Source organism: Escherichia sp. KTE52 (genome assembly GCF_000408325.1).
GTDB lineage: Bacteria > Pseudomonadota > Gammaproteobacteria > Enterobacterales > Enterobacteriaceae > Escherichia > Escherichia marmotae.
Window position 1 is genome coordinate 728,113 of the sequence record NZ_KE138680.1, and the last position, 19,588, is coordinate 747,700.

Consider the following 19,588-nt stretch of genomic DNA (forward strand, 5'->3'; position numbering starts at 1 on the left):
TCAACGCAGGCCAATCATGACTAACAGCAATCGCATTAAGCTCACATGGATTAGCTTTCTTTCCTACGCACTCACCGGTGCGTTGGTTATTGTCACCGGGATGGTGATGGGGAATATTGCAGATTATTTCCATCTGCCCGTTTCCAGTATGAGTAACACCTTCACCTTCCTCAATGCCGGAATTTTAATCTCTATCTTCCTCAACGCCTGGCTGATGGAAATCGTCCCGCTGAAAACGCAGTTACGTTTTGGCTTTCTCCTGATGGTGCTGGCGGTTGCTGGTTTGATGTTCAGCCACAGTCTGGCGTTGTTCTCGGCGGCGATGTTCATCCTCGGGGTGGTCAGTGGTATCACCATGTCGATTGGTACGTTCCTGGTTACACAAATGTATGAAGGGCGTCAGCGCGGTTCTCGCTTGCTGTTTACCGACTCCTTCTTCAGTATGGCCGGGATGATTTTCCCGATGATCGCGGCATTTTTGCTGGCACGTAGCATTGAGTGGTACTGGGTTTATGCCTGCATCGGGCTGGTGTACGTCGCTATTTTTATTCTGACCTTCGGCTGTGAGTTCCCGGCACTGGGCAAACATGCGCCAAAAAATGACGTTCCGGTAGTGAAAGAAAAATGGGGGATTGGCGTGCTGTTTCTCTCCATTGCGGCGCTGTGCTACATCCTCGGTCAGTTAGGTTTTATCTCCTGGGTGCCGGAGTACGCCAAAGGTCTGGGCATGAGCCTGAACGACGCAGGAACGCTGGTAAGCAACTTCTGGATGTCGTACATGGTCGGCATGTGGGCCTTCAGCTTTATTCTGCGCTTCTTTGACCTGCAACGTATTCTGACCGTGCTGGCAGGACTGGCCGCGATTCTGATGTATGTCTTTAACACTGGAACACCGGCACATATGGCGTGGTCTATTCTCGCTCTGGGCTTCTTCTCCAGCGCGATCTATACCACCATCATCACCCTGGGTTCACAGCAAACCAAAGTGCCGTCCCCAAAACTGGTTAACTTCGTCCTCACCTGCGGAACCATCGGCACCATGCTGACCTTTGTGGTTACTGGCCCGATTGTAGAGCATAGCGGTCCACAGGCGGCGCTGCTCACTGCAAATGGTCTGTACGCTGTGGTATTCGTGATGTGCTTCCTGCTGGGTTTTGTCAGCCGTCACCGTCAGCATAACACCCTGACCTCTCATTAATTGCCAATATCGGGCGGCGCTTTCGTCGTCCGGTTTTTTCCTCTCTTCCCCTCAACCTATCCTCATATCTTTAAACTCTCTTATTTTGCCTATTTTTTGCACACACACGAAATGTCAGACAATTCCGTAACTTAAGAATATTTATACAAATCAGTAATATACTCCTTAAGAGGTATATAAAGGTGAATTTGATTTGCATCAATAAGTGGGGTTGCTGAATCGTTAAGGTAGGCGGTAATAGAAAAGAAATCGAGGCAAAAATGAGCAAAGTCAGACTCGCAATTATCGGTAACGGTATGGTCGGCCATCGCTTTATCGAAGATCTTCTTGATAAATCTGATGCGGCCAACTTTGATATTACCGTTTTCTGTGAAGAACCGCGCATCGCTTATGACCGCGTACACCTCTCGTCTTACTTCTCTCACCACACTGCCGAAGAGCTGTCGCTGGTGCGCGAAGGCTTTTATGAGAAACACGGCATTAAAGTTCTGGTCGGTGAGCGCGCGATTACCATCAACCGTCAGGAGAAGGTGATCCACTCCAGCGCCGGACGTACCGTTTATTATGACAAGCTGATCATGGCGACCGGTTCCTACCCGTGGATCCCGCCGATCAAAGGTTCTGATACCCAGGACTGTTTTGTCTATCGCACCATTGAAGACCTCAACGCCATTGAATCCTGCGCCCGTCGCAGCAAGCGCGGTGCCGTTGTTGGTGGCGGCCTGTTAGGTCTGGAAGCCGCTGGCGCGCTGAAAAACTTAGGCATTGAAACCCACGTTATCGAATTTGCCCCTATGCTGATGGCGGAACAGCTTGATCAGATGGGCGGCGAACAGCTTCGTCGCAAAATCGAAAGCATGGGCGTGCGCGTTCACACCAGCAAAAACACCCTCGAAATTGTGCAGGAAGGTGTCGAAGCACGTAAAACCATGCGTTTTGCCGACGGTAGCGAGCTGGAAGTTGACTTTATTGTCTTCTCTACCGGTATCCGTCCGCGCGATAAGCTGGCGACTCAGTGTGGTCTGGACGTGGCTCCGCGTGGGGGTATCGTTATTAACGATTCCTGCCAGACTTCCGATCCGGATATCTACGCCATCGGTGAATGCGCAAGCTGGAACAACCGTGTGTTTGGTCTGGTAGCACCGGGCTACAAAATGGCTCAGGTGGCTGTTGACCACATTCTTGGTAGCGAAAACGCATTTGAAGGTGCAGATCTTAGCGCCAAGCTGAAACTGCTGGGCGTAGACGTGGGCGGTATTGGCGATGCGCATGGCCGTACACCAGGCGCGCGTAGCTATGTTTACCTCGACGAAAGCAAAGAGATTTACAAACGTCTGGTTGTCAGCGAAGACAACAAAACGTTGCTCGGTGCGGTACTGGTGGGCGATACCAGCGACTACGGCAACCTGCTGCAACTGGTACTGAACGCCATTGAACTGCCGGAAAACCCGGACTCGCTGATCCTGCCTGCCCACTCTGGCAGCGGTAAACCGTCTATCGGTGTTGATAAACTGCCGGACAGCGCGCAAATCTGCTCCTGCTTCGACGTCACCAAAGGCGATCTGATTGCTGCCATCAACAAAGGCTGCCACACCGTTGCAGCGCTGAAAGCCGAAACCAAAGCGGGTACAGGCTGCGGTGGTTGCATTCCGTTGGTTACTCAGGTGCTGAACGCCGAACTGGCGAAACAGGGCATCGAAGTCAACAACAACCTGTGCGAACACTTCCCATATTCGCGCCAGGAACTGTTCCATTTGATTCGCGTTGAAGGCATTAAAACCTTCGAAGAACTGCTGGCAAAACACGGCAAAGGCTACGGTTGTGAAGTGTGTAAACCCACCATCGGTTCGCTGCTGGCGTCCTGCTGGAACGAATACATTCTGAAACCGCAGCATACTCCGTTGCAGGATTCTAACGATAACTTCCTCGCTAATATCCAGAAAGACGGCACCTATTCGGTGATCCCGCGTTCTCCGGGCGGTGAAATTACCCCGGAAGGTTTGATGGCTGTAGGTCGTATCGCACGTGAATTTAATCTCTACACCAAAATCACCGGCTCCCAACGTATTGCGATGTTTGGTGCACAGAAAGACGATCTGCCGGAGATCTGGCGTCAACTGATTGAAGCGGGATTCGAAACCGGTCATGCCTATGCGAAAGCGCTGCGTATGGCGAAAACCTGCGTGGGTAGCACCTGGTGCCGCTACGGTGTTGGCGACAGCGTCGGCCTCGGCGTAGAACTGGAAAACCGCTACAAAGGCATCCGCGCACCGCACAAAATCAAGTTCGGTGTCTCTGGTTGTACCCGTGAATGTTCAGAAGCGCAGGGCAAAGACGTAGGTATCATCGCCACTGAAAAAGGCTGGAACCTGTACGTTTGCGGTAACGGCGGCATGAAACCGCGTCATGCGGATCTGCTGGCAGCGGATATCGATCGCGAAACGCTGCTCAAATATCTCGACCGCTTCATGATGTTCTACATCCGTACTGCCGACAAACTGACCCGTACCGCACCGTGGTTAGAAAACCTCGAAGGCGGCATCGATTACCTGAAAGCGGTGATCATTGATGACAAACTGGGTCTGAACGCACATCTGGAAGAAGAGATGGCGCGCCTGCGTGAGGCTGTAGTGTGTGAGTGGACTGAAACGGTCAATACGCCGTCTGCACAGACTCGCTTCAAGCACTTCATCAACAGCGACAAGCGTGACCCGAATGTGCAGATGGTGCCTGAGCGCGAACAGCACCGTCCGGCAACGCCGTATGAACGTATTCCGGTAACTCTGGTGGAGGACAACGCATGAGCCAGTGGAAAGACATCTGCAAAATCGATGACATCCTGCCTGAAACCGGCGTCTGCGCGCTGTTAGGTGACGAGCAGGTGGCAATTTTCCGTCCGTATCACAGCGACCAGGTGTTTGCTATCAGCAATATCGATCCGTTCTTCGAATCCAGCGTACTGTCACGCGGGCTGATTGCGGAACATCAGGGTGAGCTGTGGGTAGCCAGCCCGCTGAAAAAACAGCGTTTTCGCTTAAGCGACGGCTTGTGCATGGAGGACGAACAGTTCTCCGTCAAGCATTACGAAGCACGAGTGAAAGACGGCGTAGTACAACTGCGCGGTTAATGTTTTAACGGGAGGCGCAATGCCTCCCCTTTTTGCATTGTCCTGTAATAACCTTCGGTATATTTCAGGATATTTTTTAAACTCTTTGTTTTATTTTTTGTTTTTATTTTTTAAGGATAATCAAATGTTTACAGACACTATCAATAAGTGTGCGGCGAACGCTGCGCGCATCGCACGCCTGTCGGCAAATAACCCGCTTGGCTTTTGGGTCAGCTCCGCAATGGCGGGAGCTTATGTGGGTCTTGGGATCATCCTGATTTTCACGCTCGGCAATTTGCTCGATCCGTCCGTGCGTCCGCTGGTGATGGGGGCAACTTTTGGTATCGCCTTAACGCTGGTGATTATCGCCGGTTCTGAACTGTTCACCGGACACACCATGTTCCTCACCTTTGGGGTGAAAGCAGGCACCATCAGCCACGGGCAAATGTGGGCAATTCTGCCGCAAACCTGGCTGGGTAATCTGGTCGGTTCCATCTTCGTAGCGATGCTCTATAGCTGGGGCGGCGGTAGCCTGCTACCGGTGGATACCAGCATCGTCCATTCTGTCGCGCTGGCCAAAACCACCGCACCGGCGATGGTACTGTTCTTCAAAGGCGCATTGTGTAACTGGCTGGTTTGCCTGGCAATCTGGATGGCGCTGCGCACCGAAGGCGCGGCGAAATTTATCGCTATCTGGTGGTGTCTGCTGGCGTTTATCGCCTCCGGCTATGAGCACTCCGTTGCCAACATGACGCTGTTCGCCCTCTCCTGGTTCGGCAACCATAGCGAAGCCTACACTCTGGCGGGCATTGGTCATAACCTGCTGTGGGTGACGCTGGGTAATACTTTATCTGGCGCCGTATTCATGGGATTGGGTTATTGGTATGCTACGCCGAAAGCTAATCGTCCGATTGCGGACAAATTTAATCAAACTGAAACGGCTGCAGGTTAATCAGTAAGGGGTTTTACGTGGATCATTTGCCTATATTTTGCCAATTACGCGATCGCGACTGTCTGATTGTCGGCGGCGGTGATGTCGCGGAACGCAAAGCCAGGTTGCTGTTGGACGCAGGCGCTCGCTTAACGGTGAATGCATTAGCGTTTATTCCGCAGTTTACCGCATGGGCAGATGCTGGCATGTTAACCCTCGTCGAGGGGCCATTTGATGAAAGCCTTCTCGATACCTGTTGGCTGGCGATTGCGGCTACTGATGATGATGCGCTTAACCAGCGCGTCAGCGAAGCCGCTGAATCTCGTCGTATCTTCTGTAACGTGGTAGATGCACCGAAAGCCGCCAGTTTCATTATGCCGTCCATTATCGACCGCTCACCGCTAATGGTAGCGGTCTCCTCCGGCGGCACATCTCCAGTCCTGGCGCGCCTGCTGCGCGAAAAACTCGAATCACTACTGCCTCTCCATCTGGGTCAGGTGGCAAAATATGCCGGACAGTTACGCGGTCGGGTGAAACAGCAGTTCGCCACAATGGGTGAGCGTCGCCGTTTCTGGGAAAAACTGTTCGTCAATGACCGTCTGGCGCAGTCGCTGGCGAACAACGATCAGAAAGCCATTACTGAAACTACCGAACAGTTAATCAATGAGCCGCTCGATCATCGTGGTGAAGTGGTGCTGGTTGGCGCAGGTCCAGGCGATGCCGGGCTACTGACGCTGAAAGGCCTGCAACAAATTCAGCAGGCTGATGTGGTGGTCTACGACCGTCTGGTTTCTGACGATATTATGAATCTGGTACGCCGCGATGCTGACCGCGTTTTCGTCGGTAAACGCGCGGGATACCACTGCGTACCGCAGGAAGAGATTAACCAGATCCTGTTGCGGGAAGCGCAAAAAGGCAAACGCGTGGTGCGTCTGAAAGGCGGCGATCCGTTTATTTTCGGGCGTGGCGGCGAAGAGCTGGAAACGCTGTGCAATGCAGGCATTCCGTTCTCGGTGGTTCCGGGCATTACCGCAGCTTCTGGTTGCTCTGCCTATTCGGGTATTCCGCTAACACATCGCGATTACGCCCAGAGCGTGCGCTTAATCACCGGGCACTTAAAAACGGGTGGCGAGCTGGACTGGGAGAATCTGGCGGCAGAAAAACAGACGCTGGTGTTCTATATGGGGCTGAATCAGGCCGCGACCATTCAGCAAAAGCTGATTGAATACGGAATGCCAGGTGAAATGCCGGTGGCGATTGTCGAAAACGGTACGGCGGTTACGCAACGCGTGATTGACGGTACGCTCGCGCAACTCGGTGAACTTGCGCAGCAAATGAACAGCCCGTCTTTGATTATTATTGGTCGGGTCGTTGGCCTGCGCGATAAATTAAACTGGTTCTCTAACCATTAATTTAAAAAAAATTATCTAAGGCCGGATATTTCTGGCCTTTTTATTTACAATAATCACCATATTAATTTTTATTTTCAGCAGACATAAAACAACTTTTTAACTAATTTGTTTTTTAACAACTCCCCACAGTTACAGTGGCTTACAAATATAATTGAATTATTAATAGTCCACTCACTGACGTGTCATAGATATTCCTGTATTGTCTCTAACGAGCTGTTTGCTTATATTCACATAATTAATGAATATTACTCGATATATTTTACATAGGGAATGAGAATGAACAAGTTTATTAAAGTAGCATTGGTAGGTGCGGTACTGGCAACGTTAACTGCATGTACTGGTCATATTGAAAACCGTGACAAAAACTGCTCTTATGATTACCTTCTGCATCCGGCAATTTCTATTTCTAAAATCATTGGCGGCTGCGGTCCGACTGCACAGTAATCTCTTAACAGAGATCGGTTAATGCTGTTTTAATTACCTGACGCCCTCTATTTTTACCAGAGGGCGTATTTGTTTTTACCTTGCCTTTAAAAATATCGTTCACAGCAGTTAAATACAGGCAATACTCTCGCGCAAAATACGCAGCACTGTCTCCTCACCACTACGATTAGGATTAATACGAATCGCACAATGTTCTAATTGTGGATTCGCCTGACGAAATGTCCCGGAAAGACGATAAAAGAGCGGCGGAATTTCATATTTCGACTCCGCACCAACTGGATATGGCAATGCACCGCGTTTCTGCGCTTCTTCCAGTACCCTTGCAGCAATCGGCTGATGGAACTCCACAATCAACACCTTCGACTGCGCATTGGCAATGACGGCGCTTTTAACTTGTGGCACTGCGCCACCGTTGAGCAAGGTCAGCAACCTTTCAGATACCCTCGCCTGTACCGCATGCATCACCGGCGCAAAAACCAGTCCGCGCAAGACTTCCAGCGCCTGAGCGCCCTGAATCTGGCTGCCTCCGGAGTAAAGCGTGGCACGAATACGGTTGATGGCATCAGCATCGCCTACCACCGCACCAACACCCTCCGGCCCAAACAGCTTGAAGCAGGAAAAAGTTGAGACATTCGCCCCGCATTCGCAGCCAATCCGCGCCACCTTCATCACCGCATAGTTGTCATCAGTTAACGCTGGAACACCCGCCAGGCGCAACGTTGCCAGCACATCTGCCAGAATGTAGCGATCCTGCGGCTGCTGGCGTGTATGTTGCACCAGTGCTGCATCTGGTTGTTGCTCTTCGACGATTTGCTTAAGTGCCGACAGGTCATTGAAATCAGCGGTAATAAGCGTCAGCCCCATCTGCTCAATAATGACCCGCGTAGTCGGATAAACAGGCGCATCATGTACCAGAAGACGCTGCCCGGGCTTGAGCAAAGCTGCCAGCCCGGCACGGATCGCCCCAGTGCCAGCGCCTTGCACCAGCGCCGCCGCTTGCGCATGAAACACACCCGCCAGTACCTGTTCCACACGTTGAGTAATGCGCGGTTGATTCAACCCCGGCGTTAATCCCAAATCACCACAGGTAAGGAACTCACCGCCAGGGAAATAGCGGCAAATCGTGTCCACCAGCGCAAACTGCTTTTGCTGTGCTTCAGCAAGAGTCAGGCTTTGCAAGGGAAACGTCTTCATAAGTGCATTCCTTAAGCCGGAACAAACAAGCCAAGCCAGTAAAGAACATTCAGCAGAATGCCGGTGATCATCACTGCCACCACAGGTGCCGCCATTTTCTGTACCGGACGCCCCAGAGATTCGTTGAGGAAGTAAATGGCGACCGCAATAGAGAATCCGGTATAACCCGCCATTTTGATTGCCGCGAAAATCGAACCGACCAACAGAGCCACTTCCATCAGCATATTCATGGCGTTACGAATGTTATCCGACGCATTACGCACTGACGGGTAGCGCCCCAGCCATTTACCTATCGACCGTAACAACAAAACTTCCGCCGAAATAACCACTGCGCCCAATACCGCCGCAACCATCGGATTAGGCGAGAGATAGCCCACCGCATAGACAAAGGTAAAGCCAGCAACCGCATACACCCCCGTGGCTAACGCAGTGGTGGCAATCAACGGCACAAAACCCAGCCCGCGCATAAATTCTGCCAGCGCCGCCTGATTGATCAGCGTTTGCGATTGCTCCGGCGTGACGCCTGCGGAGTACGCTTTCTCAAGGGTGAAGATCGACACTTCGCTACCAGCAAAAATTTTCATACTGGCAACAGCAGCGATCAGCGCTCCGACAATGGCGATATACGGAAGATTTTTGATAATCCGCGACGTGCGCTCTTCAAAGACCGAAAATCCGCTGGCATCGATATCATTTTCATCACGATGACGCAGGTCGTGAGTTATCGCGATCCCCAGCAGCATTACCATGCCAATAAAGATTTCGATGGATTCCGGATTAAGATGCGGGAAATAACGCACCACCACGACGCGAGTCATCAACACGACGGCGGCAGCGATCAGGCTTTGCTTCCAGCCAAACTGGTAGAAAATCGCCACCAGCGGGAAGAGTGCAAAAGCAGAAACTACCGGAGAGCTTAATTCCCCCAGACTACCTAAAACATCAACCGGCAGCGCAGTCAGCAACTGGTTTACCGGCAGCAGGCAGGTGAGGATCAGTATCCCCCAGATTGCGCCAAGGCCAAACGCCATCAGGCTGTTTATCGCCAGTACGCCGAGGATATCGGTAGGAAGAAAAAGTAACCATGCGTTGAGCAGGCCGGTTTTCAGGGTAAAGGAGATCCCCACCGATGCCACAAAACCAATACTCAAACCGAAAGCGATACTCCCCGCCTCGCGACGGTTCATATAGCCTTCAATCAATTGTGGCAGGATCGGGCGAATACCATCATGAAATACGGCCGCCGAGCGATGTGCCAGAAGTGATGTCATACCGGTCAGGCACGCCACCACGATAATCTGAATATACAGATCCATAGTCGTGCCTTTTATTTCAGATGGTTAATCAGCATCGGAATCGCGTGTTCAACGTGCTCAACGGAAAGCCCAAACGCCACCTTTCCTTCAGCGATCATTTTGGCGATATGCTCGTCTTTCGCTTTAATACCAGGCCTGGCAATGGTGCAACTTTTGTTATAACCAATCACTGCGATAGCAATCGACAATGCCGCACCTGCGCCGGTATTACACGCGCCGATGTAGTAATCCAGTTGCCCGGATTTCACTTTCATTGCCGCTTCCATGTCGTTATAAATGAAAACTTCAAAACAGCCAGGAGCCGTCGTTTCAATAGTTTTTTTAATCTGCTCACGCTGTAAGCCTGCAACGCCAATCTTTTTCATGAGTCTGTCCTTATTGGAAAAATTGAGAGGGAGTTTCACGTAACATCACATCCACATCGGCCTGACTGAATCCTGACTGGCGCAACTGCGGAATAAAGGTGGTAAATAAAAAGTCATAGCCATAACCACCGTTGGCTTTTAAATGGGAACGACGAGTAATATCCATCGACAGCATGACGCGGTTAAGCAATCCACGGTCGCGGAGCGCGTGAAGCATCGCAATACGCTTCTCATCCGGGTAGTAACTGTTCTTGCCAATGGTGTCGAACTGCACATACGCGCCGAGATCGATCATCTTTAAAATGTTGTCGAGGTTGTCTTTAAGATCGCAGTGCCCGAGGGTGACCCGCGAAAGATCGACACCGTGGGATTGCAGTAGAGCCAGTTGTTCCAACCCCATAGTGCTAAAAGATGTATGAGTGGAAATGGGCCGTCCGGTCTGGTTATGCGCCAACGCGGCGGCAATGAAAACTTTCTCTTCCAGCGGCGTGATTTTGCCCTCACTGGAGCCAATCTCCGCGATGATCCCGGCTTTCAGTTCCGTGCCATCGATACCCTGTTCAATTTCATCGACCATCTCTTGCGCCAGCTCCTGCACGCTGCGGGTCGCCACATGCTCCGGGAAAAAGGCATCCTGGTAATAACCAGTACAAGGCACCACGTTGATTCCCGTCTCACGCATCACATCGAGCATAAATTGCGCATTGCGGCCCATGTAACGATTGGTCATCTCAATCACATTACGAACGCCCTGCGCCATCAGGTCGTTCATCTCCTGGCAAATGAACGCATATTGATCAAGGCGGCAATCCACGTTGTTTTTAAAGCCGGAGAGATCAATATGCAGATGCTCATGAGCAAGGGTGTAGCCGGTCGAATCGATGGTCATAAAGAGTCACCCTGAAAGCGAAGGGAAGATAAAAAAGAGCTGCCGTTTTGTGGCGGCGAAGCACGGAAAAATTCACATACCGTGGCTCCAACATCAGAGAGCGTGGGATACACACCCAGACGAGTGGCAGCCAATCCACGCTGATAAACCAGCACAGGCACTACTTCGCGGGTATGGTGGCTGTGGCCGATAGTCGGGTCGTTACCGTGATCAGCCATGACGATCAGGCAATCATCCGGCTGCATCGCCTCAACAAGCCGGGCAAGATTACGGTCAACGACCTGCAAACGTTCGGCATAACGTGCGACGTCTTCTGCGTGGCCGGCGAGGTCGGTTTCCTGAATATTGGTGCAAATAAAGGCTGTCGGATGGGCGTTAAATTCGTCGAGAGTGATATCCATAATCCGTTGGCTATCCACCAAATTTTGCCAGCTCATTCCATGAGGATTGCTGACGATATCCGCCACCTTACCCACCAGCACCGTAGGTACGCCTACCTGATGCAGTTGTTGCGGCACCTGCACTTTTTCATCGACACCGTAGCCCATATGTACAACCTGGAAACCGCTGTCATAAGCGCCGGAACGCGGTGCATTTATGCCAATAAAACGCCCTTCCTTGCTTTCTGCGGCATCAAGAATGCGCTGGCTGTCCTGCAACAGGCCGCCAAAAGTAATAACCCTGCCAACCTGTACCTGCTCACGCACCACACGACCAATCTTGACAACTTCATCGAACGGTATCGCAGAGAGATTGGCGGTAACGTTATAGACCTGGCCTAAATCCGCTTCGAGATTGTCGCCAACTGCCACGGCCTGGTTTACCCACAGAAATTGCAACGCATCGCCACGGCGTTCGACCTGCCAGCCCGCAGCCATTAAGGCTCGTTCAACACGATCAATAACGTCGCGAAAGGGCATCCGCAGCGGCGGCAAGGGGCGCGTACCTAAAATTTCCTGATGCCCCATAAAGGTATCGCCACCTTCATGTTGCAGTTCTGCTACGCCCCAGACTGCGCAATCCGATGGCTGCATATCACCCGGCGCATAACCCAATGCATTGATTAGCCCCAGCTTCTCAAGAGTCGGCAACTGTAAATGCGGCAACTGGCTAAGAATGTGACCACAGGTATTCGCCCCGGCATCCTGTGGGCGTACCCGCGCAACATCTTTCATTGCGCCTACGCCAAAACTATCGATCACTAACACCACAAATCGCGCCATTTACGCCTCCAGAAGGTTGCCGAGGCTGTCATAGCGACCAACAATTTCCGCCGCGCCGCGCTGAATACCGGACACCAACACCACATCGCTACGGGTGACAAAAATCTGCGTACGAAAACAGAGCACCACCGCGCTACTTACCGGAAACTCACCAGCCAACGGCAGGTAATAGTCGATACTGTTGTCATCCACTGTTTTGAGAAGTGTTTCTGTGATGCTTTGATTTTCTGGAGTAAAAATAAGAGCGTGATGTGCATGACCACGGCGATAGTAACCACCGCCATAGCAATAACTGTCGCCACGGAAGTGGTGGGAAATTTCACTTAACCAAAGCATGGCGATACGTTCGGGTTGATCGCCCTGCTGGTTTGCCGGAATAGTGCCGGTCAGCGCATGACCAGGTTCGGCATGGGTAACACCATATTGCGCTAACACCGGCAACGAAGTGCAACTGGTCGCTGAAGGCGCGTTTAGTTGCTCAAGGGCAGTGCCAGATTTAGCCAGTTGATCCCGCGCCTGTACCAGCGTGTGAAGATTCGGCGTGGGTAAAACTTTCCCGCTTGTTTCATCCCAAAGCAGGCAAGGGAAATGGGTAAGTCCCGCTAAATGTAGTCCTGGTAGTTTTTGGATTTCAGCGACAATGTCATGCAGCGTATTTTGGGTAAAACCGCTCTCCTGCCCTGGATAAAGGAAATCATCGTCGCTATAAACTTTGAGCAGCACAGACTGTACGCATCCAGCCTTCACCGCTGCCGCAGAAATTTCCCGTGCTTTATCGAGGGTAAACACAGTGATAACACCGGTTCCCTGTTCAACGGTGTCAGATACCTGGTGACAAGGGATTTGTACCAGATGCCCCTGATGCGCCACCGGCAAACCGGCGCGACGCATCACTCGTGCCTCTTTGTAGTCCACCGCCACAATGCCGCTGTAGCCCAGCGCCAGCAGCTTTTCCGCCAGCCACGGGTTACGACCGAACTGCTTAGTCATCAGATACAGTTCAATACCGTAAAGCCGTGCTGTCTCAATGAGCCGCTTACCGTTTTCCAGTACCTGATCCACGTCGATCACCCAACAGTCCGGGGCGATCTTGCCCTGCTGCCACAGGCTTAATGCGGCAGAAATCAGCGCCGGGTTCTGGCGTTTCAATGCTTCTACAAACATCTTGTTGCCTCGTTTCTGTTCCTTAATCCAAATATTCATTTTTTTGAATATTTAAGATGTACGACGTGGATTTGCCATGTGCTTCAAAGGTCTTCGTTAGCGGCCATCCATAATCCATAAAGGTTGGCCAGCAGATATCCTTCTTCACACGGGTTAACTTCCAACGCGAATCCCTGCAATAACACCCGATGCAACTGCATGATCGCTGGCCAGTGGCTGGATTGCGCCAGTTCCGTCAGTAATTCGTCATCCAGCGGCAGTATCTGTTCACCGCGACGGCTGCGCATCAGCGCACTCGCCATATGCGTCATCGCCATCGTTCCCTGCTCGCTACGTATGGGCAGATGACATTCTGTTTCCAGAATCTTGACAACCTGCATCATGCCTTTACAGATGTCCTTATCTATGACCCCTGCATCGCAAAGCAGGTTGAGTCTGGTTTCCATTTTAGATGCCTTTTATTTAATAACTGGGTTCCTGTTCCCCGCTGACCACCCGCTGTTGATGGGCAAGCAGGGCGTGTTTATCAACAACCGCACGCAGTAATTGTTGCATTGGGTAATCATCAGCTCGCGTCAGGATCACGGCTTCGGTGGCCTGCAAAAATCGCGGATCGTCTGTGAGCGGCGTCGCTTCTAATCCAAGCATGGCCAGTTCGCTTTCTGCCACCACATTCCAGATCACCGCATCGACATCACCTTTGACAATGCGCTGCAAACTCTCGTGATAGGAGAGATCGACGCGCTCCACACTGCGATCACCAAAAAAGACATCGGTCATGATTTTCTGATCCGCCGAGCGACTATCCAGCCCAACACGCTGCACATTACCGGATTCACCTTTGCGACAAATCAACTGGTGCTCGCCAACGTAGGTGTGCGGCCCCAACTCCAGTGCGAGGCATAAACCTTTTTGTGTGAGATAACTTTCTGCCGCCAGCCGGGAAACCACTGCCATGTCATACACACCGTTAAGCAAACACTCCACGCGAATATCCGCGCCGCGCATATGCGCATAGTAAAAAGGAATGCCATCAAACTGGGCTTTTAACCCGCTCGCCAACCCTTCGTACAGACGGGTATAAGGCAGAGGCATCGCACAGACTACATTGTTGATATCGACATGGCTCAACAGCGCTTTGTTATCCATCTCCGCCAGGAAACTGCCATTACGCCCGCGACGTTCAATGCGTATCGCGCCGCTTGATTCCAGCGTTTTTAGCGCGGCCTGCGTCAGGCCAACGGACGAGCGGCATTCAGTTGCCAGCTCATCAATCGTTTTCAGGCGATTACCGCATTTTTCACCCAACAAATAACGGGCCAGCGTCGTGATGACGACACCTTCTTTTTTGATAAACGTTCGGCGCATGGTAAATTTTCAATAAAGTGAATATTTATATATTTATTAAAATGAAGATAAGTGGCAACCACGAGAGATGGAAACGGCGAGATGCTTCACATTTTTCCGGATTACTGCGAAAAAGGGACAAAAAAACCGGGTTTCCCCGGTTTCAGAGTGATGATAAAAGCAAAACTGCATGATGCGCTACGCTTTCCTTCAACATGTTGAATTTACAACATTTTATAGGCCAGATAAGGCGTTCACGTCGCATCTGGCATAAACAAAGCGCACTTTGCCAACAATGTTGAATTACGGCTTCGCTACAAAACCAATTGCTTCGTAAACCGCTTTCAGCGTGCGGGAAGCGTGTGCGCTGGCTTTTTCTGCGCCGTCTTTCATCACCTGTTGCAGGAAGGCTTCGTCATTGCGGAAACGGTGATAACGCTCCTGCAATTCAGTCAACATTCCGGAAACCGCTTCTGCCACTTCGCCTTTCAAATGACCATACATTTTGCCTTCGAACTGTTTTTCCAGCTCCGGGATGCTCTGGCCAGTCACTGCAGAAAGGATATCCAGCAGGTTAGAAACCCCCGCTTTGTTCTGCACGTCGTAGCGAACTACTGGCGGCTCGTCGGAATCAGTGACCGCACGCTTGATTTTCTTCACTACCGATTTCGGATCTTCCAGCAGGCCGATAACGTTATTGCGGTTATCGTCAGACTTGGACATCTTTTTGGTCGGCTCCAGCAAAGACATTACGCGCGCGCCAGATTTCGGAATATACGGCTCTGGCACTTTAAAGATATCGCCATACAGCGCGTTGAAACGCTGGGCGATATCACGGCTCAGTTCCAGGTGCTGTTTCTGATCCTCACCGACCGGCACCAGGTTGGTTTGATACAGCAGGATATCTGCTGCCATCAGCACCGGATAGTCAAACAGACCAGCGTTGATATTCTCAGCGTAACGTGCAGATTTATCTTTGAACTGAGTCATGCGGCTCAGCTCACCGAAATAGGTATAGCAGTTCAGCGCCCAACCTAACTGTGCGTGTTCCGGTACGTGGGACTGAACAAAGATGGTGCTTTTCTCAGGATCGATGCCACAAGCCAGATACAGTGCCAACGTATCCAGCGTCGCTTTACGCAGCTTCTGTGCATCCTGGCGCACGGTAATAGCGTGTTGGTCAACGATACAGTAAATGCAATGGTAGTCATCCTGCATGTTTACCCACTGACGCAGCGCACCCATGTAGTTACCAATGGTCAATTCACCTGAAGGCTGTGCGCCACTAAAAACGATGGGCTTAGTCATTTTTCGATTCCTGATTTTCGCTTTGCGGAAGCCCTAATGCGGGCAGAAGGTCATTGAGAGACTGATAAATTACATCAGGCTGGCTAAGTTCGATAGCCTCGCCGTAGTTATATCCATAGGTTAAGCCAACAGAAGGACAACCGGCCGCTTTTGCCGCCTGAATATCATTGCGAGAGTCGCCAACAAACAGCATTTGTTGTGGAGCAATGCCCATACGTTCAGCCACCAGTAACAGCGGATCCGGATGCGGCTTTTTGTTTTGTACGTCATCGCCACCGATGACCACGCTAAAGTATTTGGCGATATCTAAAGCTTCAAGCAATGGCGCAACAAACGGCGTCGGTTTGTTCGTGACCAGACCTAACGGCAAGCCTTTGGCCTGCAACGCACCGAGCGTATCGGCAACGTGTGGAAACAAAAACGTCCCTTCTTCAGCAACCTCGCCATAGTAGCGGTCAAACAGCTTACGCATAATACGCACCTGTTCTTGCAATGGGATGTCGTCATCAACAGGCGGCTTACCCATCGTTTTACGCAGGGTCGCACGTTCCTGACGCGCCCAGGTCAGTGCTCGTTCCATCAGAACATCTGCGCCGTTACCAATCCAGGTAATAACTCTTTCTTCGCCTGCGACAGGTAACTCCAGCGCGTACAGCGCCATATCTACCGCGGCAGCAAGACCGGGAGCACTGTCAACCAGCGTGCCATCGAGATCGAAGGCAACGCCCCGAATATCTTCAAACTTATTCATGACTTACCTTTGCCAGTTCACTGCGCATTTCATCAATGACTTTTTTGTAGTCTGGCTGGTCGAAAATGGCCGAACCAGCGACGAACATATCCGCACCCGCCGCAGCGATTTCGCCAATGTTATTAACCTTCACTCCGCCATCCACTTCCAGGCGGATATCGAAACCAGACTCGTCGATGCGGCGACGCACTTCGCGTAGTTTATCTAACGTTTGCGGAATGAAAGACTGACCGCCAAAACCGGGGTTAACTGACATCAGCAGGATCACATCCAGCTTATCCATCACATAGTCCAGATAACTCAACGGCGTGGCCGGGTTGAACACCAGACCCGCTTTACAGCCATTTTCTTTAATCAGTTGCAGCGTGCGATCAACGTGCTCTGAGGCTTCAGGATGAAAGGTAATGATGCTGGCACCTGCGGCAGCGAAATCCGGCACAATGCGATCAACCGGTTTCACCATCAAATGTACATCAATAGGGGCGGTAATGCCGTAGTTACGCAAGGATTTCAGCACCATAGGTCCAATCGTCAGGTTGGGAACGTAGTGGTTATCCATGACATCAAAATGCACGACATCAGCGCCGGCTGCCAGGGCTTTTGCGGTATCTTCACCCAGGCGGGCAAAATCAGCCGACAGAATTGAGGGGGCAATCAAATACTGTTTCATCCGCTTCTCCTTGAGAATTATTTTTTCGCGGGTGAAACGACTCCTGGTTTGTACAAAGCCAGCAGTTCGTCCACCTTTTTACGTGTGCCGCCGTTGCTGCTTATACTGCGTCGAACTTTGACGACATGCAATTTTGCGCGCTGATACCACTCGCGCGTTAGCGCAGTATCATGATTGGAAATCAGTACCGGGATCTGGCGATCAACCAGACCTTCAGCAATCTCCGCCAGATGCGCTTGTTGTTCAAGAGTAAAACTATTTGTGTGATACGCCGTAAAGTTGGCGGTTGCAGAAAGTGGTGCATAAGGCGGATCGCAATAAACGACGGATGCATCATCCGCGCGCGCCATGCTGTCGGCGTAAGACTCACAATAGAAAAAGGCATTCTGCGCTTTTTCGGCAAAGTGATACAACTCTGCTTCCGGGAAATAGGGTTTTTTGTAACGGCCGAATGGCACATTAAATTCACCGCGCAGATTGTAACGGCACAGACCGTTGTACCCGTAGCGATTCAGATATAAAAACAGTACCGCCCGGCGGAAGGGATCCTGACTTTTGTTGAACTCTTCGCGGAACTGATAGTAGACCTCAGCGCAATTTGTCTCAGGAACAAACAGCTCGTGAGCAGCCTGTACGTACTCATCGGTACGCGTCTTCACAATGTTGTAGAGACTGATCAGGTCGCTATTGATATCAGCAAGGACATAACGAGAAAAGTCGGTGTTGAGAAACACCGACCCGGCACCCACAAAAGGCTCAACCAAACATTCGCCCTTAGGCAAATGTCGTTTAATATCATCAAGCAGGGGATATTTGCCCCCTGCCCACTTCAAAAAAGCGCGATTTTTCTTCATGCTGACTAACTAATTACACCTTCTCCGGCTGTGGAGAAAGCTCCGACAGCATCCAGCGCTTCAGGCAGTTCCCGCAACGGTAAACCATTGCGGGAAATAGCCTTGATTACTTCAAATCGGCCTGTACCTGACGCAGCGGTTTCGCCCACGGGTTTTTGGCCTGAACATCGGCTGGCAATGTAGATACCGCTTTTTTCGCTTCTTCTTTCGAAGCGTACACGCCAGAAACCAGGACATACCACGGCTGACCGTTACGCGTCGTTTCATAGACAACGTAGTTTTTCAGATTCTCTTTCTTCGCCCAACCGTTCAGGTTGTCGTAGTTAGAAGAACTGCTTAGCTGCAGAGTGTAATGGCTGGACGGTGCCGATTTCAACGAGCCGACATTGCCTGTGGTCTTCGCCCCAGCGGCTGGTGTTGCCGTGGTTTGCGCCGGAGATGCCGTTTGTGCAGGCTCCGTGCTGGCGGTCGCTTTTGGCGCAGGCGTTGCTACTGGCGTAGAAGTCGCAGCAGGTGCCCTGGTGCTCACCACTGGCGCAGCCGGTTCAGTATGCTTCGGCTGTTGTGCTACTGGCTTCGGTTCCGTTTTCACGGTTGCTTGCGGTTTCTTCGGTTCAATCACCGTCTGCTGACGTGCCGGACGCGTGGTGGTCGGACGTTCAGCAGTTTGCGTTTTCGCCGTATCACGCGATGCATTGCCATTGCGAACTGGGGCTACAGTCGCAGGTTCGGTCGGCAGCGTGGAGTTGACCGCCACATTGTTCAACTGCTGCTGATTTTGTGGTTGTGTCAGCGCGTTATTCAGATCGCCCTGCACTTCAACACGTTGCTGCCCATCCATTGCCGCCGGGGATTGCCCCTGAGTCGGCGTAGAAGAGATCGGTGGCAGAGAAACATCCTGCTGGGTATTTTGCGCAGACGTGGTTCCCGGCGCTGGCTGCACACCATTCGCCTGATCGACCGCATTACCAGAAAGATCAATACTCTTCTCACCAGACGCAGTTTGATCGCTGGAAGAGGTCGAGGGGGCTTTTAGCGCAGAACCGATACCGATGATCAACAACAACAGAACCAGAATGCCGACGCCCATCATCATATACTGACGAGAAGCCGGTTTGCTGGCTGCTTTTTTACGCTTACGCGGACGACGCTCTACGCGCTCTTCATCCACAGCTTCATCTTCGGAATCATCAATTTCTTCTTCGATTTCCGGTTCCTCATTGCGCTCTTTTTGCGCACGAGTCGGACGGCGATCGTCAGTGTCATCAAGTTCAATATCATCAAAATTGATCTGCGGTTCGCCACGTTCAGTACGTTCTGAACGCTCAGAAGATTGACGAGAACGACCAGTACGACGATCGCTGGGATCGGGTTTCAGCTCGTCTTCTGGTTTGAATTCATCCATTTAACACCCCA

The 19,588-nt window shown here is 51.5% G+C and carries 19 protein-coding genes; 6 read left to right on the forward strand and 13 right to left on the reverse strand.

From position 1 onward, the window contains the following. Window positions 1-16: 16 nt before the first annotated feature. The 6 genes from tsgA to A1SC_RS08035 all read left to right on the forward strand — a co-directional run bounded on the left by tsgA (window position 17) and on the right by A1SC_RS08035 (window position 7,091). On the forward strand, window positions 17-1,198 hold the full coding sequence (gene tsgA, locus A1SC_RS08060) for an MFS transporter TsgA (RefSeq protein WP_000185221.1): 1,182 nt from the start codon (window positions 17-19) through the stop codon (window positions 1,196-1,198). 260 nt (window positions 1,199-1,458) lie between these two features. Beyond that, window positions 1,459-4,002 (forward strand): NADPH-nitrite reductase large subunit, encoded by a 2,544-nt coding sequence (gene nirB, locus A1SC_RS08055; RefSeq protein ID WP_000049234.1) that lies wholly within the window; start codon window positions 1,459-1,461, stop codon window positions 4,000-4,002. Continuing rightward, window positions 3,999-4,325, forward strand: a complete 327-nt coding sequence (gene nirD, locus A1SC_RS08050; RefSeq protein WP_000084764.1) for a nitrite reductase small subunit NirD — start codon at window positions 3,999-4,001, stop codon at window positions 4,323-4,325. The genes nirB and nirD overlap by 4 nt, the downstream gene beginning before the upstream one ends. A gap of 124 nt (window positions 4,326-4,449) precedes the next feature. Beyond that, on the forward strand, window positions 4,450-5,256 hold the full coding sequence (gene nirC / locus A1SC_RS08045) for a nitrite transporter NirC (protein WP_000493561.1): 807 nt from the start codon (window positions 4,450-4,452) through the stop codon (window positions 5,254-5,256). 17 nt (window positions 5,257-5,273) lie between these two features. Then, window positions 5,274-6,647: a siroheme synthase CysG gene (gene cysG, locus A1SC_RS08040; protein WP_000349875.1), complete on the forward strand. Its 1,374-nt coding sequence runs from the start codon at window positions 5,274-5,276 to the stop codon at window positions 6,645-6,647. A gap of 276 nt (window positions 6,648-6,923) precedes the next feature. Beyond that, window positions 6,924-7,091 carry a YhfL family protein gene (locus A1SC_RS08035; protein WP_001031834.1) on the forward strand — a complete coding sequence of 56 codons (168 nt, stop codon included), beginning with the start codon at window positions 6,924-6,926 and terminating at the stop codon, window positions 7,089-7,091. A 108-nt stretch (window positions 7,092-7,199) separates the two neighbouring features. Here A1SC_RS08035 and A1SC_RS08030 read toward each other — a convergent pair whose 3' ends face one another. The 13 genes from A1SC_RS08030 to damX all read right to left on the reverse strand — a co-directional run bounded on the left by A1SC_RS08030 (window position 7,200) and on the right by damX (window position 19,577). After that, on the reverse strand, window positions 7,200-8,285 hold the full coding sequence (locus A1SC_RS08030; protein WP_000847166.1) for an aminotransferase class I/II-fold pyridoxal phosphate-dependent enzyme: 1,086 nt from the start codon (window positions 8,283-8,285) through the stop codon (window positions 7,200-7,202). 11 nt (window positions 8,286-8,296) lie between these two features. Then, entirely contained in the window at window positions 8,297-9,601 is a 1,305-nt protein-coding gene (locus A1SC_RS08025; RefSeq protein WP_000366842.1) for a YhfT family protein, read from the reverse strand. Between the two features lie 11 nt (window positions 9,602-9,612). After that, complete coding sequence (locus A1SC_RS08020; protein WP_001517214.1) at window positions 9,613-9,966, reverse strand: DUF2620 domain-containing protein; 354 nt, start codon at window positions 9,964-9,966, stop codon at window positions 9,613-9,615. A 10-nt stretch (window positions 9,967-9,976) separates the two neighbouring features. After that, on the reverse strand, window positions 9,977-10,855 hold the full coding sequence (locus A1SC_RS08015; RefSeq protein ID WP_000151144.1) for a phosphotriesterase-related protein: 879 nt from the start codon (window positions 10,853-10,855) through the stop codon (window positions 9,977-9,979). Continuing rightward, window positions 10,852-12,078, reverse strand: coding sequence for a phosphopentomutase (locus A1SC_RS08010; protein WP_001517216.1), 1,227 nt, complete (start codon window positions 12,076-12,078; stop codon window positions 10,852-10,854). The genes A1SC_RS08015 and A1SC_RS08010 overlap by 4 nt, the downstream gene beginning before the upstream one ends. Beyond that, window positions 12,079-13,242 carry a YhfX family PLP-dependent enzyme gene (locus tag A1SC_RS08005; RefSeq protein WP_001517217.1) on the reverse strand — a complete coding sequence of 388 codons (1,164 nt, stop codon included), beginning with the start codon at window positions 13,240-13,242 and terminating at the stop codon, window positions 12,079-12,081. An 83-nt stretch (window positions 13,243-13,325) separates the two neighbouring features. Then, window positions 13,326-13,688: a hypothetical protein gene (locus A1SC_RS08000; RefSeq protein ID WP_000450044.1), complete on the reverse strand. Its 363-nt coding sequence runs from the start codon at window positions 13,686-13,688 to the stop codon at window positions 13,326-13,328. 16 nt (window positions 13,689-13,704) lie between these two features. Then, complete coding sequence (gene yhfZ / locus A1SC_RS07995; RefSeq protein ID WP_001254804.1) at window positions 13,705-14,610, reverse strand: GntR family transcriptional regulator YhfZ; 906 nt, start codon at window positions 14,608-14,610, stop codon at window positions 13,705-13,707. 282 nt (window positions 14,611-14,892) lie between these two features. Continuing rightward, the gene (gene trpS, locus A1SC_RS07990; protein ID WP_000165548.1) at window positions 14,893-15,897 is read right to left on the reverse strand and encodes a tryptophan--tRNA ligase; all 1,005 of its coding nucleotides are present in this window, start codon (window positions 15,895-15,897) and stop codon (window positions 14,893-14,895) included. Beyond that, a complete protein-coding gene (gene gph / locus A1SC_RS07985) occupies window positions 15,890-16,648 on the reverse strand; it encodes a phosphoglycolate phosphatase (protein ID WP_001517219.1) in 759 nt (252 codons plus the stop codon). Before gph ends, trpS begins: the two co-directional genes overlap by 8 nt. Further along, entirely contained in the window at window positions 16,641-17,318 is a 678-nt protein-coding gene (rpe, locus tag A1SC_RS07980) for a ribulose-phosphate 3-epimerase (RefSeq protein WP_000816280.1), read from the reverse strand. The genes gph and rpe overlap by 8 nt, the downstream gene beginning before the upstream one ends. Window positions 17,319-17,335: 17 nt before the next feature. Beyond that, the gene (gene dam / locus A1SC_RS07975) at window positions 17,336-18,172 is read right to left on the reverse strand and encodes an adenine-specific DNA-methyltransferase (RefSeq protein WP_000742158.1); all 837 of its coding nucleotides are present in this window, start codon (window positions 18,170-18,172) and stop codon (window positions 17,336-17,338) included. Window positions 18,173-18,278: 106 nt separating this feature from the next. Continuing rightward, window positions 18,279-19,577 (reverse strand): cell division protein DamX, encoded by a 1,299-nt coding sequence (gene damX, locus A1SC_RS07970; RefSeq protein WP_016249277.1) that lies wholly within the window; start codon window positions 19,575-19,577, stop codon window positions 18,279-18,281. Window positions 19,578-19,588 lie beyond the last annotated feature (11 nt).